The organism is Aeromonas sp. 600774 (assembly GCF_049175075.1).
Taxonomy (GTDB): Bacteria; Pseudomonadota; Gammaproteobacteria; order Enterobacterales; family Aeromonadaceae; genus Aeromonas; species Aeromonas veronii_A.
The window spans coordinates 33,570-54,491 of record NZ_JAAKUJ010000012.1 but is presented as its reverse complement, the minus strand read 5'-3'; the positions used below and the strand labels follow the sequence as shown (position 1 = coordinate 54,491).

The following is a 20,922-nucleotide window of genomic DNA, read 5'->3' as shown; positions in this document are numbered from 1 at the left end:
CGAAGGGGGTCGCTGACAAACCGGGCTCAGGCCGCACCGGCCCGCAGCGGCAGGATCCCCAAAAACTGCAGCAACCACTGCATCATGGTGGTCGAATCCACCTCCCCCTCCAGCGAGGAGAGGCTGCTCTGGTAACGCTCGTCGGGCAGCAGGCCACGGCGCCGTTCGATCAGCGCCCGGTTGTACTCCACCGAGAACTCCGGGTGCCCCTGAATGGCCACTATGTTGTCCCCCTGCAGGAACATGAAGTTAGGACAAAAATCGTTGCCCGCCAGCCGGGTTGCTCCGGGGGGAAGCTGCGCCACCTGATCCTGATGGCTCGCCAGAATGCGGATCTGATCCCGCGCCGGCGCCATCCAGGGGGCATCTTCCAGCATGGGGTGAACCGATACCCCCAGCCCCCACCCCTTGGTGGACTTCACCACCTCGCCACCGAGCGCCTGGGCGATCACCTGATGGCCGAAACAGATCCCGGCCAGCTTGACGTCGGCATCATGGGCACGGCGGATCCAGCCGCGCAGTGCCTGGATCCAGGGGATATCGCTGTAGGCGTCGTGGCGCGAACCTGTGATAAGCCAGGCATCGCACTCATGCAGATCTTCCGGCAATTCGCCATCGATGGCTGACCAGACCCGAAACTCCAGCTCGGGTGCCAACGGCTGAAACCCCCTGATAAACATCTCGGAGTAGACGGGGCCAAAACGATCCGCCAGATCGGGATCCAGCCGGTCACAATCGAGAATTCCCAATCGCATCTGTTGCTCCTTTACAGAAGTGCCCCCGCAGACCAGCGATCTGCGGGGGCAAGAGAATCAAATCATGGTGGTGAGCCCTGGGCTCATCACTTCATGGTTGGCATGGAGAACTCGGCACCACTGCGCAGGCTCTGGGGCCAGCGCGCCGTCACCGTCTTCATCCGGGTATAGAAGCGAACCCCATCCGGCCCGTGCATGTTGAGCGGCCCGAAGATGGAGCGCTTCCAGCCGCCAAAGCTGTGAAACGCCATCGGCACCGGAATGGGAACGTTCACCCCTACCATACCGACCTGCACCCGCGCCGTGAAGTCCCGCGCGGTGTCGCCGTCACAGGTAAAGATGGCGGTACCGTTGCCGTACTCGTGCTCGTTGATAAGGCGCAGTGCCGTCTCGTAGTCCGGCACCCGCACGATGGAGAGCACCGGGCCGAAGATCTCCTCGCGGTAGATCCGCATCTCTGGCGTCACCTCGTCAAACAGGCAGCCACCAATAAAGTACCCCTCTTCGTGGTTCAGCGTGCGGCCATCGACCCGCAGCGCGGCCCCTTCGGCCACCCCCTGATCCACATAACCGCGCACCTTGGCCAGATGCTCCTTGCTGATAAGCGGCCCCATCTCGTTTTCCGGGCTCTGGCCCAGCCCCGGGCCCACCCGCAGCTTCTCAACGAGCGGTGTCAGTTTGGCTACCAAGGCATCGGCGGTCTCGTCACCCACTACCACGGCTACCGAAATGGCCATGCAGCGCTCGCCCGCCGCCCCATAAGCAGCCCCCATCAGAGCTGAGACCGCCTGATCGAGATCAGCATCCGGCATCACCACCATATGGTTCTTGGCGCCGCCCAGCGCCTGCACTCGCTTGCCGTGGGCCGAGGCGGTGGCATAGATGTACTGGGCGATGGGGGTGGAGCCGACAAACGACACGGCGCCGACCCGCGGGTCGGTCAGCAGCACATCCACCACCTCCTTGTCACCGTTCACCACGTTGAGCACCCCGTCCGGCAGACCGGCCTCCTTGAGCAGCTCGGCCATCCGCAGCGAGAGCGAGGGATCCTTCTCGGAGGGTTTGAGAATAAAGGTATTGCCGCAGGCGATGGCGACCGGGAACATCCAGAGCGGCACCATGGCCGGGAAGTTGAACGGCGTGATACCGGCGCAGACCCCGACCGGCTGCATCATGGAGTAGCTGTCTACCCCGCGACCGACGTTGAGGGAGTGCTCCCCCTTGAGCAGATGGGGAATGCCGCAGGCAAACTCCACCACCTCCAACCCGCGGGTCAACTCACCCTGCGCATCGGAGAAGACTTTGCCGTGCTCGCGGCTGATGAGCTCGGCCAGCTCGTCCCTGTGCTGCTCCATCAACTCTTTGAAGCGGAAAAAGACCCGAGCCCGCACCAGCGGCGGGGTTTGCGACCAGTCGGCAAAGGCACGCTCGGCGATGGCGATCGCCTCCTGACACTCGGCGGCGCTGGAAAGCCCGACGCTTCCCTGCTGCTTGCCGCAGGCTGGGTTGAAGATGGCGCCCTGGCGCTCGCTACGACTCTCCTGCGGCTGGCCGTTGATGAAGTTGCTGACCCTGTATGTCATGTATCCTCCGTGATAACTGATGTGGTAAATGCGCTGAGCAAAACAACGCAAGGCCCCGCCAGTGCGGGGCCATCAAATGGGTTAGGGTTGTGCCTGCAGGGCATCCTGCAGCAGGGTGAAGAGATCATCGATCTGGCTGCGCTCGATGATGAGAGGTGGCGACAGAGCGATGATGTCGCCGGTCACCCTGATCAGCGCCCCCTTCTCGAAGCAGCGGACAAACACCTCATAGGCGCGCTTGCCCGGCGCATCCGGCATGGATTCAAGTTCGATACCGGCCACCAGCCCGTAGTTGCGCACATCCTTCACATGCTTGCAGCCCTTCAGCGAATGGGCCGCCTCCTCCCAGTAGCCCGCCAGATCCGCGGCGCGGCTAAGCAGGTTCTCGTTGCGATAGATCTCGAGGGTCGCGAGACCGGCAGCGGCAGCCACCGGGTGGCCGGAGTAGGTGTAGCCGTGGAACAGCTCGATGGCTCCTTTGCCTGCCGCCATCATGTCGTCATAAATATGCTTTTGCACCAGCACAGCTCCCATGGGGATAGCGCCGTTGGTGAGCCCCTTGGCGCAGGTGATCATGTCGGGGATGGCATCGAACTCCTGTGCGGCAAAGGGGGAGCCGAGGCGACCGAAACCGGTGATCACCTCGTCAAAAATCAGCAAGATGCCGTGTTTGGTACAGATCTCGCGCAGCCGCTTGAGGTAGCCTTTGGGCGGCATCAGCACGCCGGTACTACCAGCGATGGGCTCGACGATCACCGCCGCGATATTGCTGGCATCGTGCAGAAAGACGATCTTTTCCAGCTCGTCGGCCAGCGCCACATCCTCCTCGGGCAGTCCTTTGGTGAAGGCATTCTTGGCGATATTGAGGGTATGGGGTAGATGATCCACCCCGGTCAACAGGGAGCCAAACCACTTGCGATTACCGGGAATGCCCCCCACCGAGATGCCGCCAAAACCGACGCCATGGTAGCCCCGCTCGCGGCCAATCAACCGGGTACGGGTGCCCTGACCACGGGCCCGCTGCCAGGCCAGTGCGATTTTGAGCGCGGTATCGACCGATTCTGAGCCGGAGTTAGTGTAGAAGACATGGCCAAAGCCCTGGGGAGCGATCTCCACCAGCCGGTTAGCCAGCTCGAACGGCAGGGGGTGGCCCATCTGAAAGGTGGGGGCAAAATCGAGGTGGGAAATCTGCTGGGAGACCGCCTCGGCAATCTCGCGCCGACCATGGCCCGCGTTGCAACACCAGAGTCCGGCAGTGCCATCCAGTATCTTGCGGCCATCCTCTGAGTGATAATACATCCCCTCTGCCGACTTCAGGATGCGCGGCGCCGCCTTGAACTGCTGGTTGGCGGTGAACGGCATCCAGAAAGCGGACATGTCGGAGGGGGTATTGATGTCGCTGATCGGTTTCATGGTCACCTCATCCTTAAGGTGTTTAGCAACTATTGGCTATTGCCCATTAAATTAAACACCTGAATCCATAAAAAAGGGCTCATGATCGCCCTGTCTGATGCCACCCCTAGCTAGATGGCTCTACAGGGTGGTATAAGATATTTAACACAAATTTAATAATAGTAAACAGTCAAGGAGTGTCTATCGATGGATATCGGTCACCGTCTCAAGGCGGTTCGCACCAAGGCGGCCCTCTCCCAGCGTGAGCTGGCCAAACGTTCGGGCGTGACCAACGGATTCATCTCCCAGATCGAAAAGAATCAGGTGAGCCCGTCAGTTGCCTCCCTGCGCAAGGTGCTGGAAGGGATCCCCATGTCACTGGCCAGCTTCTTTACCGAAGAGACTGAAATGGACTCCGAAGTGATCTTCCGCGCCGCCGACATGCCTGATCTCGGCACGCATCCCATCAGCTATCGACTGGTGGGCCACAGCCGCGCCAACCGCGCTATCGGCATGATGCAGGAAGTATTGCCACCGGGCGCCGATACCGGCGACGACATGCTGAGCCACGAGGGTGAAGAGTGCGGCATCGTCATCAAGGGCGAGGTTGAAGTGACCGTGGGCGAGCAGATCTACCTGCTGACACCGGGCGATGGCTACTACTTCGACAGCCGCACTCCCCACCGTTTTCGCAATGTGGGCGGGCAGGAGTGCGTATTGATTTCGGCCAATACTCCCGCCAGTTTCTAACTGGGTGATAAGGGGTCAGCCAGTCACCAATGTTTAATGAATTGTTACAAAGTGGATTTACAAGTGGCCGGATGTTTAGCATATTGATACGCGGACAATGACTTTTGCCGGTTCAAGGAGTGAACATGAGTGACCTGACCCTGGCCCAGTGGCAACACAAGGCCGCCCATCTGACCCTGCCCTCACAAGCCTTTATCAACGGTAGCTATCGGGATGCCGTCAATGGTGCCACCTTCGACTGTATCAACCCGGCCAACGGCAAGCTGCTGACCAGGGTAGCAGCGTGCGATGCCGCCGATGCCGAACTGGCGGTACAGGCCGCTCGTAAAGCCTTCAATGACAAGCGCTGGAGCGGCATGGCGCCGAAACAGCGCAAGCTGATCATGCAGCGCTTCGCCGAACTGATGCGTCTCAACAAGGTGGAGCTGGCACTGCTGGAGTCGCTGGACATGGGCAAGCCCATCGGCGATGCCATGGGATACGATGCCCCTGCTGCAGCCAACTGCATCGCCTGGAACGCCGAGGCTATCGACAAGATCTACGATCAGGTCGCTCCGGTCGAGGAATCCGCCCTGGCGCTGGTGACCCGCGAAGCGCTCGGGGTGGTCGCCGCCATCGTGCCATGGAACTTCCCGCTGGTGATGGCCTGCTGGAAGCTGGGGCCGGCGCTCGCTACCGGCAACTCGGTCATTCTCAAACCTTCCGAAAAGTCCCCCCTGACCGCCTTGCGTATCGCAGGTCTGGCCAAGGAGGCCGGCATTCCTGACGGCGTGTTCAACGTACTGCCCGGCTTTGGCCATACCGTGGGCGAAGCGCTGGCCATGCACATGGATGTGGATTGCATCACCTTCACCGGCTCCACCAAAATCGGCAAGCACCTGGTGGAGTGTTCCGGCAAGTCCAACCTCAAGCGCGCCTTTATGGAGTGCGGCGGCAAGAGCCCCAACATCATACTGGCGGATGCGCCGGATCTGGACGCCGCCGCCAAAAGCGCGGCCAGCGCCATCTTCTACAACCAGGGCGAGGTGTGCACCGCCGCCTCCCGGCTGCTGGTGCAAAACAGCATCAAGCCGCAGTTTATGGAAAGGCTGCTGGCCCACGCCCGCGAATGGATCTCGGCCAACCCGCTCGACCCCGCTACCCGCATCGGCGCCATGGTAGATCACATCCAGATGGAGCAGGTGCTGCGCTATGTCGAGATTGGCAAGCAGGAGGGGGCCAAGCTGCTACTGGGGGGCAAACGCACCAATCTTGAGAGCGGCGGCTTCTATATCGAGCCCACCATCTTCGATGAGGTAACCCCGCAGATGCGTATCTTCCGCGAGGAGATTTTCGGCCCTGTGCTGGCGGTGACCGGCTTCGACACGCTGGAAGAAGCCATCGCCCTTGGCAACGACACCGACTACGGGCTGGCGGCGGCGATCTGGACAGCGGATCTCAACAAGGCGGTGAAGGGCTCCCGCGCCCTGCGCGCCGGCACCGTGTTCGTCAACAACTGGGATGGCGGCGACATGACCATGCCGTTTGGCGGCTTCAAGCAGTCCGGTAACGGTCGCGACAAGTCGCTGCACGCGCTGGAGAAGTACACCGAGCTGAAAAGTACCTGGATCCAGCTCGAATAAAGGTATAAATAGCCATCATCATCAGCAAGGGGGGATAAATCCCCCCTTTTGCATTTTGGCCTTCCATCAGGCAGCACAATCGATATAATCATCAAATAAGCAAGCCATTAAATATAAAGACAAAAATGCTATTTTTTCTGGGAAGCGTACTTTTTCTGGTGATCGGGTTGCCCCTGCTGTTTTTCGTGCTGGGGCACGGCGAGGCCTACGTGACCTGGGGCCCCTGGATCTCTGCCATCGCTCTGATGTTGTGGCTGTTGATGGACGTCGACAAGATCCGTCGCGGCAAAGGATGACCCGCTTCCAACCGTATTCTCAAACTTCGTTTATTCGCTTCTTTCCTCGATAAAGGATCGCTACACTGATTTTTTGCGATGTTTTCCCGCATCCAACGCATCAGTAAAGGTCATCCGCATGCCGCAACAGATCCAGCGCCAGGGCGTCATCTACGCCCTGTGCGCCTATACCCTTTGGGGCATAGCCCCCATCTATTTCAAAACCATCTCTGCCGTCCCGGCTGCCGAAATTCTGACCCACAGGATGATCTGGTCCTGCGTGCTGCTGATGGTGCTCACCCTGGCAGGCCGCCAGTGGCACAAGGTGCAGGCCGTGCTGCGTCAGCCAAAAGTGCTGCTCACCCTGGCGTTTACCTCGGTCACCGTTGGCGGCAACTGGCTGCTGTTTATCTGGGCCATCAACAACGGGCACATGCTGGATGCCAGCCTCGGCTACTACATCAACCCGCTGTTCAACGTGCTGCTGGGGATGGTGTTTCTGAGCGAGAAACTGCGCCGGCTGCAGTGGTGGGCGGTGGCGCTGGCCTTTGCCGGAGTGGCGATCCAGCTCATCGCCTTTGGCTCCCTGCCCTGGATTGCACTGGTGCTGGCGTCGAGCTTCGCCATCTATGGTCTGGTGCGCAAAAAGCTGGCCCTCGATGCACTTACCGGCCTGCTGATCGAAACCATGATCATGCTGCCACCGGCAGCCATCTATCTGTGGGGATTTGCCGACAGCCCCACCAGCCACCTCACCCAGAATGACTGGCACCTCAACCTGCTGCTGATCGCTGCAGGCGCCGTCACCACAGCCCCCCTGCTCTGTTTCACCGCCGCTGCGACCCGGCTCAAGCTATCCACCCTGGGCTTCTTCCAGTACATAGGCCCCAGCCTGATGTTCATCCTCGCGGTCACTCTCTACGGCGAGGAGCTGGCAATGGACAAGGCTCTCACTTTCGCCTGTATCTGGAGCGCACTGCTGATCTTCACGCTCGATGGGCTGCGTAACGGCAAGCGCCCCGCTGCAACGAGCAATATAAAGCTTTCAAAATCAAATCCGTAGATAACAAAGTAGTCATAAGCGATATGCCATTTTCTCGCCTCCTGGCCTGTTAAACCGGTAGCCTTGGACTCAATGTGGGAATAGGATCCGCACTCCCTATTCTCCATCCAGCTATAAGGATCAACAGGCATGAATCGAAAATGGTCGCTCCCCATCGTGGCAATCGCGGGGGGAGCGTTACTCTGGCTCGGCAACACCTTTGGTATGAAATGGGCTTTGATGGCCCTGATCGGATTCGGCTTCGGCTTCACCCTCTCCTTCAGCCGCTTCGGTATCGTATTCGGTTGGCGCGAGATGCTGACCAAGCGCAACAGCTACTATGTGCGGGTTCACCTGCTCACCATCGCCATCGAAATTCTATTGTTCACCTGCTTCCTTTCCTTTAGCCACGCCCTGTTTGGCGACGCCATGGTGGGCAACGTGATGGCCATCGGCATTTCCTTCATCGTCGGTGCCTTCCTGTTCGGCATCGGCATGCAGCTGGCGGGCGTCTGCGCCACCGGCACCCTTTACTGCTGCGGCGAGGGGCAACCCCGCTTCTGGCTGGTGCTGCTCTGCTACGGCATCGGCACCCTGATCAGCAACCAGTTCCGCCCCGAACTGGAGGCCACCTTCTCCAGCCATGTGGTGCTGGCAAAAGACCTGACTGGCAATATCTGGAGCGGCATGCTGCTCAACCTGGCGCTGGTCGCCGCGCTGTTCCTGCTGTTTCGCAACAGCGAGCTAAAACGTACCGGCGAGCTCAAGCCCCTCTTCAGCGGCGGCAACCTGTTCTGGCGCGACGGCCGCTTCACCGTGCTGACCGGCGGCATCATCATCGCCATACTCAACTCCACTGTCGTCGCCCTGCACGGCTCGGCCTGGACCATCACCGGCGCCGTCTATGACATGGCGCTGCGCGGTGCCTCCCTGTTCGGCCTGTTCGAGGGCCACCCCAAGCTGGCCCAACCGCTCTTCATCAACCCCATGGTTGGCATGTTCTGGCTCGGCATTCTGGGGGCCATGCTGGCGCGCTGCATCAGCGGTGGCGGCACCTTCGCCCCGATGCGGCTCGGCAACAGCCTGGCCTCCATCATCGGCGGCCTGCTGATGGGGATGGGCGCCATGTACAGCGCCTGCAACCTCGGCGGCTTCTTCGACGGTACCGCCTCAGGCAGCCTGCACGGCTGGGTCTGGATGCTGATGGCCCTCGCCGGCAGCCTGATCGGCATCCGCCTGCGCCCGCTGTTCAAGCTATAAGCCACAGACCGGTACTCTCCAACAAGGGAGTCAGGTCACACCAAATAGAGAGAGCCAGTCCGCTTGTGCGGGCTGGCTCTCTTTTTTCTGTCGCGCCGCTATCATACCGGCGCTTCCACTAGATCCGCATCAGAACCACTGGCCGTGGCGCTTGATGTAGATGCTCTTGATGGTCTGGGTCAGCCCCATGTAGGCCAGCATGGTAATCACCAGCCACATGAAGTACTTGGGCCCATCCAGGGTGATGAAGCCGAAGTGCTCCGCCACCGGCGAGAACGGCAGGTAGCAGCCGATGGCGATAGCGATGGAGGTGGAGAGCAGCACCGGCAGGGTAGCGGTACTCTGCAGGAACGGGATCTTGCGGGTACGTAACATGTGCACCACCAGGGTCTGCGACACCAGTCCCTCGATGAACCAGCCGGAGTTCATGATGGCCTGACCGTTGACCAGCGGATCCATGCTGCCGTTGGCAGTGGCATAGAGAGCGCCGGCGCCGAACACGAACCACATCAGGCAGTAGGTGCTGATATCGAACACCGACGAGGTCGGGCCGAGCCACAGCATGAAGCGCTTTATGTTGCTCGCCTCCCACTTGCGCGGCCGCTTGAGGAACTCGGGATCCATCTTGTCCCAGGGCAGCAGCATCTGGGAGACGTCATACACCAGGTTCTGGATCAACATCTGCATCGCCAGCATGGGTGCCCATGGCAGCCAGGCGGAGGCCACCAGCACCGAGAAGACGTTGCCGAAGTTGGAGCTGGCGGTCATGTTGAGGTACTTGAGGATATTGCCAAAAGTCTCGCGCCCCTTGATCACCCCCTCCTCCAGCACCATCAGACTCTTCTCCAGCAGGATGATGTCGGCGGTCTCCTTGGCGATATCGGCACCGCTGTCCACCGAGATCCCCACGTCCGCATCCCGCAGCGCCGGTGCATCGTTGATGCCGTCACCGAGGAAACCGACGGTGTTGCCGTTGGCCTGCAGCGCCTTCACCACCCGCGACTTCTGCAGCGGGGTGAGCTTGGCGAAGATGGTGGTCTGCTTGACCACCTCGCACAGCGCCACGTCATCCATTCCTTCGATATCCTTGCCGAGCAGCGGTACACCGGGCTCCAGACCAACATCACGACACACCTTGCTGGTAATGATAGGGTTATCGCCGGTCAGTACCTTTACCGCTACGCCATAGTCGTTCAGCGCACGAATGGCCGGTGCGGCTGAATCCTTGGGCGGATCGAAGAAGGTGAGGAAACCGCGCACCACCAGATTGACCTCGTCACTGGTGCGATAGCTCTGCTTGCACTCGGCAGCCGGGATCTCTCGGGTAGCCACGATCAACACCCGATAACCGTCGGCGTTGTACTCTTCACTGCGACGCAGCAAGGTACGGCGCTCAATCTCATCCAGCTCTCGGATCTGCTTGCCATCATCAATGTGGCTGGAGACGGAGAGCATCTCCTCGACCGCCCCCTTGGAAACCATCAGCTGCTGGCCACGCTCATCCTGTACGATCACCGACAGGCGCCGGCGCACGAAGTCGAACGGCAACTCATCCACCTTGCTGTAACCCGCCGGCTTGCAGCCAGCCCCCAGTGCATCGGCGTGCTCGATCACGGCGATGTCCATCAGATTCTTCATGCCGCTCTGATGATAACTGTTGAGCCAGGCCAACTGCAGGATCCGGTCGTCCCGGTTGCCACGCACGTCGTAGTGGTGCTCGAGGATGATCTTGTCCTGGGTCAGGGTGCCGGTCTTGTCGGTGCAGAGCACGTCCATGGCACCGAAGTTTTGCACCGAGTTGAGACGCTTGACCACTACCTTGCGCTTGGCCATGGCCACCGCCCCCCGCGCCAGGTTGGCAGAAACGATCATCGGCAGCATCTCGGGGGTGAGCCCCACCGCCACCGCCAGCGCGAAGGTGAGTGCAGACATCCAGTCACCACTGCTGATACCACTCAGCATAAAGACGATGGGTACCATCACCAGCATGAAACGAATAAGCAGCCTGGTGACGCTGTTGACGCCGCGATCGAAACTGGTCTCGATGCGCTTGTGGCTCACCACGTTGCGGGCCAGCGAACCGAAGTAGGTGTCGCTGCCGGTGGCCACGACCACAGCCTTGGCTGTACCGCTCACCACGTTGGTGCCCATGAAGCAGATGTTGGGCTGATCGAGCAACCCCACGTCCCCTGTGCTGTTGCCGTCTGCCGACTTCTCGGCCACAGCTCCCAGAGTGTCATACTTCTCCACCGGCAGTGCTTCACCGGTCAGCACCGCCTGGCTGATGAAGAGATCGCGGGATTCAATCAGCTTGATGTCGGCGGGGATCATGTCTCCCGCCTGCAAGTGCACTATGTCTCCGGCCACCAGCTCGGTCATTGCCACTTCCTTGCGCTGGGGGGTAGCGCCCGGCGAGGGACGACGCTGTACAGTGGCAGTGTTGCGCACCAGTGACTTGAGCGCCTCGGCCGCCTTGGCCGAACGGTACTCCTGCCAGAAGCGCAGCAGACCGCTCAGGCCCACCATGACACCGAGGATGATCACCTTGACCCAGTCCTCATCACCCGGCTCGGCCATCAGCACGTCCATCACATAACTGACCAGCCCAAGCACCATCAAGACCATCACAAACGGGTTTTTGAACGCCTGCAGCAGCTGGATCAATGGATGGGGCGGCTTGTCGTGGGTCACCTCGTTGGGGCCAAACTGGACCAGACGGTTGGCAGCCTCGGTCGCGGTAAGGCCATCAATATTGCCGCGCACGGCAGTAAGGGTGTATTCGAGAGACTTGTCGGCCTCGTCGAGCACCCGAGAGGAGAGCTTCTCATTGGCACGGCCCGGGGCGACGAACCCCTGTTGCTTGTGCCGGCTGGCAGTATGTTGTTGCTTCATAACTTTAAATCCTGATTTTCGCTTGCAGCAGGGCCCTGTCGCGGGCCAGGCCTGGCGTCAGTACTGATATCGAAGGCAGTAAACCCGATGCGTTGCCGGCACGATCAACTGGCGTGCACGGGGCTGCCCGTCAGACAAACGTCTGCCGTCGCGCTCACTGGCATAGTCGGGTCAGATCAGGGGTCAGGACTCCATATCCTGTTACCCGCAGGGGGGTCAGGCGTGGAGAGGTATGGACCCCGAGGGTCGAGGTTTGGGCTCTTCGGTCATACGATATCCTCCGAGTGGGGTGGAGATAGGGCCGGACATACCATAGACAGCGATACACACTGTCGTTGGCAAGCATGGCCATGGGTCTGCATTATCGACCTACCAATACGGTGATCCCGCAACCAGAGCGGCATACATCCATAAAGAAAATAAGGATTACGACAGCTTGAAATAACGGGATGCGGACAGGAAATAGTATCAGTGATTTCTGGCGGGTACGTATATCGGAGAAAACCACGCCCATGGAAATATTTCGATGCAACCCTTGTTACGACCGAATTATATTAATCAATCACGTCAATTATTTTAATTTGAAACCTGTCCTATCGAAAACGAAATAGTTTTCAATATGAAATTATCCATCTTGTTATTTTACGCTTGATCCCTTCCCGACCACGACACAGATACATGGTTCCAACGCTGTGACGGCCCTGACGGGCACCGGGAGTATGTGATGAAGCGTTCAATTGCAGGGGTCGCGAGGCGCGCATGGCTCGCAGATGAGCGGAACGATCCAGATTTACAACCGAAATCCCTGATGAAGGCGGGATGAAGAGGTTGTGAGAGTCGATGCTGACTCATATAGATGCTGCACTCTATGCTTGTGATTCGAGCAATCAGAGTGAGAGAGAAGATAAAATATTCGGCCTCAGCTCTGGTAAACCCGCATCGCGATTTGCAATCGGCTACAACTGTCGCAGTCCATAATATTTACCTGTCTATTGATAACACGCAGAGATTCTAACCAAAAGGATCTTCAGGCGCAAAGTTTAATTCTATTTTTTTATCCTGTAATTTCTTGGAAATATAATAACTATTCCTATTAGGAAAAGATTCGATAGCTCATGATGTTGGCAACCCAGGTCTGCGCCACCACCATCCGATCACGCTGACCATAGAAAACGGGAGGCCTGGCCTCCCGTTCTTCTCGAATCCCATCTCTGCCACAGCATCACTGCGCCGGCTGGGAAACCCCTTCCAGATGGATTTCAACCCGACGATCCGGAGCCAGACAGGCGATCAGCTCCTGCTTGGAGCTGCTGGCACAGCTGCTGCCAGTGACCGGATTGGCCTTGCCACGCCCCTCGACCCGCACCTTGTCGGCATACAAACCTTTGGATACCAGATAGCTGGCCACGCTCTGGGCCCGCTTCTCGGAAAGAGCCAGGTTGTAGTTGTCGGAGCCGATACGGTCGGTATAACCGATGACAGTTGCGACACCATCTTTCGGATTGGCCGCCACAATCTGGCCGAACAGGGTATCGAGCGCCTGATTGGCAGCCGGTTTCAGGGTCGCTTTGTTGAACTCGAACAGCACATCGGAACTCAGGCTGAAGGTCTTGGGTTCCACCACCACAGCCGGAGCCGGTTCAGCAGCCGGAGCGGGCGCCGGCACAGCAACCTCACCCCCTTGCTGACCGAAACGATAGAGCATGCCGAACGAGATCAGGCCGTTATCCAGCTCGATGCCGGAGCGATCGAGAGAGGCATCCCCCAGCGGCGTGGTGTACTGGTACTCCAGACGGGCGGCCCAGTCACGATCGATGGCGTATTCGGCACCCAGCGCCCCGACAAAGGCGGCACCATGCTTTTTACCGGTCTCGCTGACATTGGCGAAGCTGAGTTCACTTTCAGTCCAGGCATAAGCACCGCCCAGTCGGCCATAAAGATCGAGCACATTCGTTGCCGGGAAGCTGATCTTCATGGTGGCCTGAATCATCTGGCTCTTGGCTTCGGTGTTGAGGGTATTGGCGCCGGTACCCGAGGTCGTATCGTATTTGCCAAGCCAGTCATAACCCAACTCGAAACCCAGATTGGGGTTGAGCTGATAACCGGCAAACAGACCCAGTCCCAGATCGTCCGTGTTCTCGCTGGTATTGCCCAGCGTCTGGGCTATCGACTCGGCATACTGGTTATGATCAACACCGTAATAGTTGGACCAACCGGCCTTGCCACCGACATACCAGGTATTGTCCTGAGCGGCGGCGTGAACGGCGCCGGCCGCCAGCAAACCGCTGACCAACACGGCAAGCATGGATTTATTCATATTTTTGCCTCTGCAATAAGTCGTTATGGGCGCCTGAGTGCGCACTCTCCCTGTGTGAAGCCGTCAGGCGGCCTCTCCGCCGATCAGGGTATCCCATCCGAAGGCAGCCTCAAATGACCAGCCCATCAGGAGTGTGAGCTTGCCTGCAATATCCGGCGTAAAAATCGCCAGCACAGCGGTTCACATTGTTTTGTCAGTAAAACCATGGGCAGGGGTTACCCTGCAATAACTTCTCTACGCCCGACATATAAAAAAGGGAGGCATGGCACCTCCCTCTGGACTGGTCGTAGCAACCCTCTTGCTCAACTGGCCAGGAACAGCCGGTAGGCGGGGTCGTCGCTCACCTCTTTCCAGCCGTAGCCAATCTCGTGCAGGTAGTCGTGGAAGGCTGCTACGTCCTCGTCCGGCAGCTCGAAGGCGCAGAGCACCCGGCCGTAGTCGGCACCGTGGTTGCGGTAGTGGAACAGGCTGATGTTCCAGCGACAGCCGAGGGTCTCCAGAAAGCGCATCAGGGCGCCCGGTTGCTCCGGAAACTTGAAGCTGTAGAGACGTTCGCCGAGGGGCCGGGCCGGGCGGCCGCCAATCATGTAGCGCACGTGGTTCTTGGCCAGCTCGCTTTCGGTCATGTTGACCACCGGGTAGCCGTTGCCGCCGAGCTGATCGATGATCTGACTGAGCTCCTCGTCACCACCGGTGAGGCGCACCGAGACGAACAGCGACGCCTGCTCGGCATCGGCGTAGCGATAGTTGAACTCGGTCACCATGCGCGGCCCGAGTTGACGGCAGAAGTCGAGGAAGGCCCCTTTGCGCTCGGGGATGGTCACCGCCAGCATGCCCTCGCGCTTCTCGCCAATCTCGCAGCGCTCCGACACGTAGCGCAGGCTGTGGAAGTTGACGTTGGCACCGGACAGAATGGCCGCCATCCGGCCACCCCTGACCTGCTCCCGCTCGCTGTAGGCCTTGAGGCCCGCCAGCGACAGGGCCCCCGACGGCTCGGCGATGGCACGGCAGTCGTCGAAGATGTCTTTCAGCGCGGCGCAGATCTGGTCGTTGGAAACGGTCACCACCTCGTCCAGATACTGATTGCAAAGGCGGAAGGTCTCCTCGCCGATGCGCTTGACCGCCACCCCGTCCGCAAACAGCGAGACCCGCTCCAGATTGACCGGTTCACCGGCCGCCATGGCAGCCTTGAGACAAGCGGAACCCTCCGCCTCCACCCCGATCACCTTCACATCCGGCAGCAGTTGCTTGATATAGACCGCCACCCCGGCGGCCAACCCGCCGCCGCCCACCGGCACGAACACGTGGGTGAGGTGGGTATCCTGCTCCAGCAGCTCCTTGCCGATGGTGCCCTGCCCGGCGATCACCTCGACGTCGTCAAACGGCGGGATCAGGGTGTAGCCCTCCAGCTCGGCGAGGCGGCGACTCTCGCCGTAGGCCTCGTCGAAGCTGTTGCCGAACAGCATGACGTTGCCGCCCTGCCGGCGCACCGCATCGATCTTGATGTCCGGCGTAGTCTTGGGCATCACGATGATCGCCTTGATACCGAGCTTGGCGGCCGACAGGGCGACCCCCTGCGCGTGGTTACCTGCAGAGGCGGCGATGACGCCGCGCGCTTTCTGCTCCTCGGTCAGGGTGGCGATCTTGTGGTAGGCACCGCGCAGCTTGAAGGAGTGGACTGGTTGCAGATCCTCCCGCTTCAGGCTGACGTGGTTGCCGAGCCGCTCGGAGAGTTTCTTCAGGGTTTGCAAGGGGGTGACCCGCGCCGCCTCGTAGACGGGGGAGAGCAACACCTTGCGTAGATAATCCGCCGCAGAGACCATGATTTATTCCCCCAGCATTGAGCGATCACGCACCGCGCCTTTATCAGCGCTGGTGGCGAACATGGCGTAGGCGCGCAGGGCAAAGGAGACCTGACGCTGACGATCGAGCGGCTTCCAGCCACGGGCTTCAACGGCAACACGGCGGGCAGCCAGCACGCTGTCGGCCACCTCCAGCACCATGCTGCGGGCCGGGATATTGATGCTGATGATGTCGCCATCCTCCACCAAACCTATGGTGCCGCCAGAAGCGGCTTCCGGCGAGACGTGGCCGATAGAGAGGCCCGAGGTGCCGCCGGAGAAGCGGCCATCGGTGATCAGGGCGCACGCCTTGCCCAATCCCATGGATTTCAGATAGGTGGTGGGGTAGAGCATCTCCTGCATGCCTGGGCCCCCTTTCGGCCCTTCGTAGCGGATCACCACAACCTCGCCCGCTTTCACGGTGCCGTCGAGGATGCCGCTCACCGCGCTCTCCTGACTCTCGAACACCCGGGCCGGACCACGGAAGGTGAGGTTCTCCTCATCCACCCCGGCGGTCTTTACGATGGCGCCGTTGACCGCGAGGTTGCCGGAAAGCACGGCAAGGCCGCCCTCCTGGCTGTAGGCGTTATCCAGCGAGCGGATGCACCCTTCGGCTCTGTCCAGATCCAGCTCTGGCCAGCGACAATCCTGACTGAACGCCTTGGTGGTGCGGATACCGGCAGGGCCGGCGCGGTAGAAGTCCACCACCTCCTGACTCGGCTGGCGGCTGACGTCATATTCATTGAGCTGTTCGACAAGAGAGCAACCCAGCACGGTGCGAGTATCCCCATGCACCAGACCCGCTTTTTCCAGCTGGCCCAGAATGGCGACCACGCCACCGGCGCGGTGCACATCTTCCATATGGTACTTCTGAGTGGAGGGCGCCACCTTGCAGAGCTGTGGCACCTTGCGCGACATGCGGTCAATATCGGCCATGGTGAAGTCGACGCCCGCCTCCTGCGCCGCTGCCAGCAGGTGCAGCACGGTATTGGTGGAGCCACCCATGGCGATGTCGAGCGCCATGGCGTTCTCGAACGCCGCCTTGGTGGCGATATTGCGCGGCAGTGCCGAAGCATCGTCCTGCTCATACCAGCGCTTGGCCAGCGTCACGATGCGCTGGCCCGCCAGCTTGAACAGCTGCTCGCGATCGGCGTGGGTTGCCAGCATGGAGCCGTTGCCCGGCTGGGAAAGGCCGAGCGCCTCGGTCAGACAGTTCATGGAGTTGGCGGTAAACATGCCGGAGCAGGAGCCACAGGTGGGGCAGGCACTGCGCTCCACCTGTTCGCTCTGGGCGTCGGAGACCTTGGGATCGGCGCCCTGGATCATGGCGTCCACCAGATCCAGCTTGATGATCTGGTCGGAGAGCTTGGTCTTGCCCGCTTCCATCGGGCCGCCGGAGACGAAGATCACCGGAATGTTGATGCGCAGGGCGGCCATCAGCATCCCCGGGGTGATCTTGTCGCAGTTGGAGATACAGACCATGGCGTCGGCGCAGTGGGCGTTGACCATGTACTCCACCGAATCGGCAATCAGCTCCCGGGATGGCAGGGAATAGAGCATGCCGCCGTGGCCCATGGCGATGCCGTCATCCACGGCGATAGTGTTGAACTCCTTGGCCACCCCGCCTGCGGCCTCGATCTCCCGCGCCACCAGTTGGCCCAGATCCTTGAGGTGGACGTGGCCCGGCACGAACTGGGTGAAGGAGTTGACCACGGCGATGATGGGTTTGCCGAAATCCTGATCGGTCATTCCGGTGGCACGCCACAGGGCGCGGGCCCCGGCCATGTTACGTCCGTGGGTGGTGGTGGCGGATCTCAACTTCGGCATTGTCTCTACTCCCTGAATGCCCAGCGGGCTCATTATCTTTGAAAATGAAAAAGTGACTCTCGGATCGGGAATCGATCCTGGTGAGGGCACAGCGCAGAGCCCTCACCGGAAGCGACTCGGGGAGGCACAGCGCCTCCCCTCTCTCATCAGTCGTTGACGGGCGTCAGCCAACCCCACTTGTCCTCGGTCTGGCCATTGAACAGGCCGAAGAAGGCGTTCTGCAGCTGCTCGGTCACCGGGCCACGGCTGCCAGCACCCACCTTCATTCGATCAACGGAGCGCACCGGGGTCACCTCGGCCGCCGTGCCAGTCATGAAGATCTCGTCTGCGACATAGAGCGCTTCACGAGGCAGCGCCTGCTCGCGCACCTCGTAACCGAGATCGCGGGCCAGCGTCATGATGGTGTCGCGGGTGATGCCGGGCAGGATGGCAGCGGTAGCGGGCGGGGTGAACAGCACGCCGTTCTTCACCAGAAACAGGTTCTCCCCCGCCCCTTCGCTCAGGTAGCCATTCACATCCAGTGCCAGCCCCTCGGCGAAGCCGTTGCGCTTGGCCTCGCGGCTGATCAGCTGGGATGACAAATAGTTGCCGCCCGCCTTGGCGCCGGTGGGAATAGTGTTGGGAGCGAGTCGGTTCCAGGAGGTGACGCAGACATCCACCCCGTTCTTCAGCCCCTCTTCCCCCAGATAGGCGCCCCACGGCAGGGCGGCCACCATCAGGTCGGCCTTGGCATCCAGCGGTGGATGCAGCCCCAGCCCCACGTTGCCGACAAAGGCCAGCGGGCGCAGGTAGCCGCTCTTCAGGCCGTTCTCGCGCACCACGGTGCGGCAGGCTTCATTCACGTCGGACTCGCTGTAGGGGATGTCCATCCAGTAGATCTTGGCGGAGTCGAACAGGCGGCGGGTGTGCTCCTGCAAACGGAAAATGCAGGTGCCTTTGGGGGTATCGTAGGCACGCACACCCTCGAACACCGAGGAGCCGTAGTGCAGGGCGTGGCTCATCACATGTACCTGGGCATCCTGCCAGGGCACCAGTTTGCCGTTGAACCAGATGTATTGCGGGTGAGTGGCGGATTGGGAAGGCTGTGACATTGGCTTTGCTCCTTAAGCTCTGATCCGGGGTTGCTGTTCCAGTGCATCGACCCGGGAGACGTCCACCAGCTTCACCAGCTGGCTCCACAACTGCTGGATGGGACGCACCGACTCGACAGTAACCGTGATCCGCAGCTGTTGGCAATCCTGCTCCATATTCAAGGCGCAGAGATTGAAGCCGCGGTGGCGCACCACCCGCAGTACCCGCTCCATCACTTCGGGTCTGGGCTGGGCGTGGATATGCAGGGTGTGTTGTGCAAATGCTGGCTGGGCAAGGGTGTGCGGGTTCATGGGCGTTGCTCCATCATCTGGTGGTTGGCGACTCCCGGTGGAACCAGGGGCCAGACGTTTTCTTCCTCTGAAATAGCCACATGCAGCAGGTAGGCACTCTCGCTTGCCAGCAGGCGATCGAGGGCTCCGGCTATCTGCTCCTTGCATGTGATGGTTTCGCCGGGGATGCCGAAAGCAGCAGCCAGGGCGACGAAATCGGGGTTGTCGGAAAGGATGGTCTCGCTGTAGCGGCCGTCGAAGAATAGCTCCTGCCACTGGCGCACCATGCCGAGGCGCTGGTTGTCAAGCAGCACCATCTTCACCTTGAGTTGGGCGCGGCGGATGGTGCCAAGCTCCTGCACGTTCATCATGAAAGAGCCGTCGCCGCTCACCAGCACCACTTCATCCTCCGGGCGCGACATCTTGGCCCCGATGGCGGCGGGCAGACCAAAGCCCATGGTACCCAGACCGGCGCTGGAGAGGTGGTTGCGCGGGCTGGTGAAGCGCATGTGCTGGGCCACCCACATCTGGTGCTGACCCACATCGCAGGCCACCACGCTGCTCTCCGGCAGCCGGGCAGAGAGCTGCTTGAGCAGAGCCGGGGCGTAGATGGCCTGACCCGGGTGGTCGTAGCGAAATGCATATTCGCGGGCCATGGCGGCGCAGTGTTCACGCCAGGGGGCGATGTCGAGAGTCATGGCGAGGCGCGGCAGCACCTGTTTGAGATCCTGGGTGATACCCACCTCGGCAGCGCGGCGCTTGCCGAACTCGGCGGCGTCCACATCGAGATGGATCACCTTGGCCTCGGGAGCAAACTCCTCCAGCTTGCCGGTCACCCTGTCGTCGAAACGGGCACCCACCACCAGCAGCAGATCGCACTGCTGCACCGCATAGTTGGCCGCCTTGGTACCGTGCATGCCGAGCATGCCGAGGTAAACGGGGCTATCGGGGTCGAGCGCGCCGATCCCCTTGAGGGTGGTGACCGCAGGCATGCCGGTTGCGGCGGCAAAGTCGCGCAGTTGCTGCTCGGCATTGGCCATGCCCACCCCGCCACCGACGTAAAGCACCGGGCGCTCGGCGGCAGCCAGCAGGGTGCGGGCGGCGGTCAGCTCCGAGGGGATTAGCGCCTCCGGCTCTTCCACCGCAAACAGCGGGCTCTGGGGCGGCACGGCAGCCAGCTGTACATCCTTGGGGAGATCGATCAGCACAGGGCCGGGGCGCCCTTCGGTGGCGATGGCGAAAGCCTCTGCCAACACCCGCCCCAGATCGGCGGCATCGGTCACCATGAAGGAGTGCTTGGTGCAGGAGAGGGACATGCCGAGCACGTCGACCTCCTGAAACGCATCGGTGCCGATGGCAGAACAGGGCACCTGACCGCTGATGGCCACCAGCGGCACCGAATCGAGCAGCGCCTCCGCCAGACCGGTTACCAGATTGGTAGCGCCGGGGCCGGAAGTAGCGATGCAGACCCCCACCTGACCGGAGGCGCGGGCATAACCGACCGCGGCCATGGCGGCACCCTGCTCGTGGCGGCAGAGCTGATGGGCCAGACCACCGTCATACAGGGCATCGTAGACCGGCATGATGGCCCCGCCCGGGTAACCAAACACCTGGGTCACACCCTGTTTCTTGAGAGCCTGTACCAAAAACTGCGCGCCGTTCATGTGGAAAATCCTGTCCTTTGGTCGAAAAAAAACCCCCGGGCTGTGAGGCTCGGGGGTCGCTTGTTTCGTTCTGTCCGGTGGTGGGTCTATCCCTTGTTCCGTGCAGCTAAACGAGCCCCGAGCGGTGAGATAATAATCACCACTAGGACCACAATAATGCTGACGAAACGGGAGGCCATGTTCATAGTTACAACCGGAAATCCTGTGAAATTGGGGCGGTTTCTACCGCGAATGGCTATTAGAACTAGCACGGTGTTTTTTATTGGGCAAGACTTTTTTCTATGACAACCCACTGATTTTGGCTATTCCCCAGCCAGAACTCTGGAATAAAAAACCAACAA

The 20,922-nt window shown here is 60.6% G+C and carries 15 protein-coding genes; 5 read left to right on the top strand and 10 right to left on the bottom strand.

The genetic code is table 11. The features are described from left to right. Window positions 1-26: 26 nt before the first annotated feature. From G5171_RS14100 to G5171_RS14090, 3 genes are all read right to left on the bottom strand, one after another. Window positions 27-755: a glutamine amidotransferase-related protein gene (locus G5171_RS14100; RefSeq protein ID WP_421260341.1), complete on the bottom strand. Its 729-nt coding sequence runs from the start codon at window positions 753-755 to the stop codon at window positions 27-29. Window positions 756-841: 86 nt separating this feature from the next. Next, window positions 842-2,338, bottom strand: coding sequence for a CoA-acylating methylmalonate-semialdehyde dehydrogenase (locus G5171_RS14095; protein WP_337073269.1), 1,497 nt, complete (start codon window positions 2,336-2,338; stop codon window positions 842-844). Window positions 2,339-2,419: 81 nt separating this feature from the next. Continuing rightward, window positions 2,420-3,751, bottom strand: coding sequence for an aspartate aminotransferase family protein (locus G5171_RS14090; RefSeq protein WP_421250925.1), 1,332 nt, complete (start codon window positions 3,749-3,751; stop codon window positions 2,420-2,422). 186 nt (window positions 3,752-3,937) lie between these two features. On the opposite strand from G5171_RS14090, the gene G5171_RS14085 reads away from it, so the two are divergent. The 5 genes from G5171_RS14085 to G5171_RS14065 all read left to right on the top strand — a co-directional run bounded on the left by G5171_RS14085 (window position 3,938) and on the right by G5171_RS14065 (window position 8,679). Further along, on the top strand, window positions 3,938-4,480 hold the full coding sequence (locus tag G5171_RS14085; RefSeq protein WP_005341995.1) for a cupin domain-containing protein: 543 nt from the start codon (window positions 3,938-3,940) through the stop codon (window positions 4,478-4,480). A 125-nt stretch (window positions 4,481-4,605) separates the two neighbouring features. Then, the gene (locus tag G5171_RS14080; protein WP_421212423.1) at window positions 4,606-6,102 is read left to right on the top strand and encodes an aldehyde dehydrogenase; all 1,497 of its coding nucleotides are present in this window, start codon (window positions 4,606-4,608) and stop codon (window positions 6,100-6,102) included. A gap of 125 nt (window positions 6,103-6,227) precedes the next feature. Then, window positions 6,228-6,398, top strand: a complete 171-nt coding sequence (locus G5171_RS14075) for a hypothetical protein (RefSeq protein WP_005341999.1) — start codon at window positions 6,228-6,230, stop codon at window positions 6,396-6,398. 118 nt (window positions 6,399-6,516) lie between these two features. Further along, window positions 6,517-7,440 carry an EamA family transporter RarD gene (rarD, locus tag G5171_RS14070; RefSeq protein ID WP_005342001.1) on the top strand — a complete coding sequence of 308 codons (924 nt, stop codon included), beginning with the start codon at window positions 6,517-6,519 and terminating at the stop codon, window positions 7,438-7,440. A 129-nt stretch (window positions 7,441-7,569) separates the two neighbouring features. Continuing rightward, a complete protein-coding gene (locus G5171_RS14065; protein WP_421260340.1) occupies window positions 7,570-8,679 on the top strand; it encodes a YeeE/YedE thiosulfate transporter family protein in 1,110 nt (369 codons plus the stop codon). A gap of 129 nt (window positions 8,680-8,808) precedes the next feature. Here G5171_RS14065 and mgtA read toward each other — a convergent pair whose 3' ends face one another. The 7 genes from mgtA to ilvG form a co-directional block, all read right to left on the bottom strand. Further along, window positions 8,809-11,571, bottom strand: coding sequence for a magnesium-translocating P-type ATPase (mgtA, locus tag G5171_RS14060; RefSeq protein ID WP_236347826.1), 2,763 nt, complete (start codon window positions 11,569-11,571; stop codon window positions 8,809-8,811). Between the two features lie 1,222 nt (window positions 11,572-12,793). Then, a complete protein-coding gene (gene ompA, locus G5171_RS14055; RefSeq protein ID WP_216979884.1) occupies window positions 12,794-13,888 on the bottom strand; it encodes a porin OmpA in 1,095 nt (364 codons plus the stop codon). A gap of 302 nt (window positions 13,889-14,190) precedes the next feature. After that, on the bottom strand, window positions 14,191-15,711 hold the full coding sequence (gene ilvA / locus G5171_RS14050) for a threonine ammonia-lyase, biosynthetic (RefSeq protein ID WP_279465475.1): 1,521 nt from the start codon (window positions 15,709-15,711) through the stop codon (window positions 14,191-14,193). A gap of 3 nt (window positions 15,712-15,714) precedes the next feature. After that, entirely contained in the window at window positions 15,715-17,556 is a 1,842-nt protein-coding gene (gene ilvD / locus G5171_RS14045; RefSeq protein WP_139741313.1) for a dihydroxy-acid dehydratase, read from the bottom strand. 146 nt (window positions 17,557-17,702) lie between these two features. Further along, complete coding sequence (locus G5171_RS14040; protein WP_421223251.1) at window positions 17,703-18,647, bottom strand: branched-chain amino acid transaminase; 945 nt, start codon at window positions 18,645-18,647, stop codon at window positions 17,703-17,705. 12 nt (window positions 18,648-18,659) lie between these two features. Next, window positions 18,660-18,938, bottom strand: a complete 279-nt coding sequence (ilvM, locus tag G5171_RS14035) for an acetolactate synthase 2 small subunit (RefSeq protein ID WP_005342011.1) — start codon at window positions 18,936-18,938, stop codon at window positions 18,660-18,662. After that, window positions 18,935-20,581 carry an acetolactate synthase 2 catalytic subunit gene (gene ilvG, locus G5171_RS14030; RefSeq protein WP_421260339.1) on the bottom strand — a complete coding sequence of 549 codons (1,647 nt, stop codon included), beginning with the start codon at window positions 20,579-20,581 and terminating at the stop codon, window positions 18,935-18,937. Before ilvG ends, ilvM begins: the two co-directional genes overlap by 4 nt. Window positions 20,582-20,922 lie beyond the last annotated feature (341 nt).

Coding starts and splice junctions, on each gene's coding strand:
- ilvD (WP_139741313.1), bottom strand. CDS start 17,556: ATGCCGAAGTTGAGATCCGCCACCACCACCCACGGACGTAACATGGCC.
- G5171_RS14075 (WP_005341999.1), top strand. CDS start 6,228: ATGCTATTTTTTCTGGGAAGCGTACTTTTTCTGGTGATCGGGTTGCCC.
- G5171_RS14040 (WP_421223251.1), bottom strand. CDS start 18,647: ATGTCACAGCCTTCCCAATCCGCCACTCACCCGCAATACATCTGGTTC.
- G5171_RS14090 (WP_421250925.1), bottom strand. CDS start 3,751: ATGAAACCGATCAGCGACATCAATACCCCCTCCGACATGTCCGCTTTC.
- ilvG (WP_421260339.1), bottom strand. CDS start 20,581: ATGAACGGCGCGCAGTTTTTGGTACAGGCTCTCAAGAAACAGGGTGTG.
- G5171_RS14080 (WP_421212423.1), top strand. CDS start 4,606: ATGAGTGACCTGACCCTGGCCCAGTGGCAACACAAGGCCGCCCATCTG.
- G5171_RS14100 (WP_421260341.1), bottom strand. CDS start 755: ATGCGATTGGGAATTCTCGATTGTGACCGGCTGGATCCCGATCTGGCG.
- G5171_RS14085 (WP_005341995.1), top strand. CDS start 3,938: ATGGATATCGGTCACCGTCTCAAGGCGGTTCGCACCAAGGCGGCCCTC.
- mgtA (WP_236347826.1), bottom strand. CDS start 11,571: ATGAAGCAACAACATACTGCCAGCCGGCACAAGCAACAGGGGTTCGTC.
- ompA (WP_216979884.1), bottom strand. CDS start 13,888: ATGAATAAATCCATGCTTGCCGTGTTGGTCAGCGGTTTGCTGGCGGCC.
- G5171_RS14065 (WP_421260340.1), top strand. CDS start 7,570: ATGAATCGAAAATGGTCGCTCCCCATCGTGGCAATCGCGGGGGGAGCG.
- ilvA (WP_279465475.1), bottom strand. CDS start 15,711: ATGGTCTCTGCGGCGGATTATCTACGCAAGGTGTTGCTCTCCCCCGTC.
- rarD (WP_005342001.1), top strand. CDS start 6,517: ATGCCGCAACAGATCCAGCGCCAGGGCGTCATCTACGCCCTGTGCGCC.
- ilvM (WP_005342011.1), bottom strand. CDS start 18,938: ATGAACCCGCACACCCTTGCCCAGCCAGCATTTGCACAACACACCCTG.
- G5171_RS14095 (WP_337073269.1), bottom strand. CDS start 2,338: ATGACATACAGGGTCAGCAACTTCATCAACGGCCAGCCGCAGGAGAGT.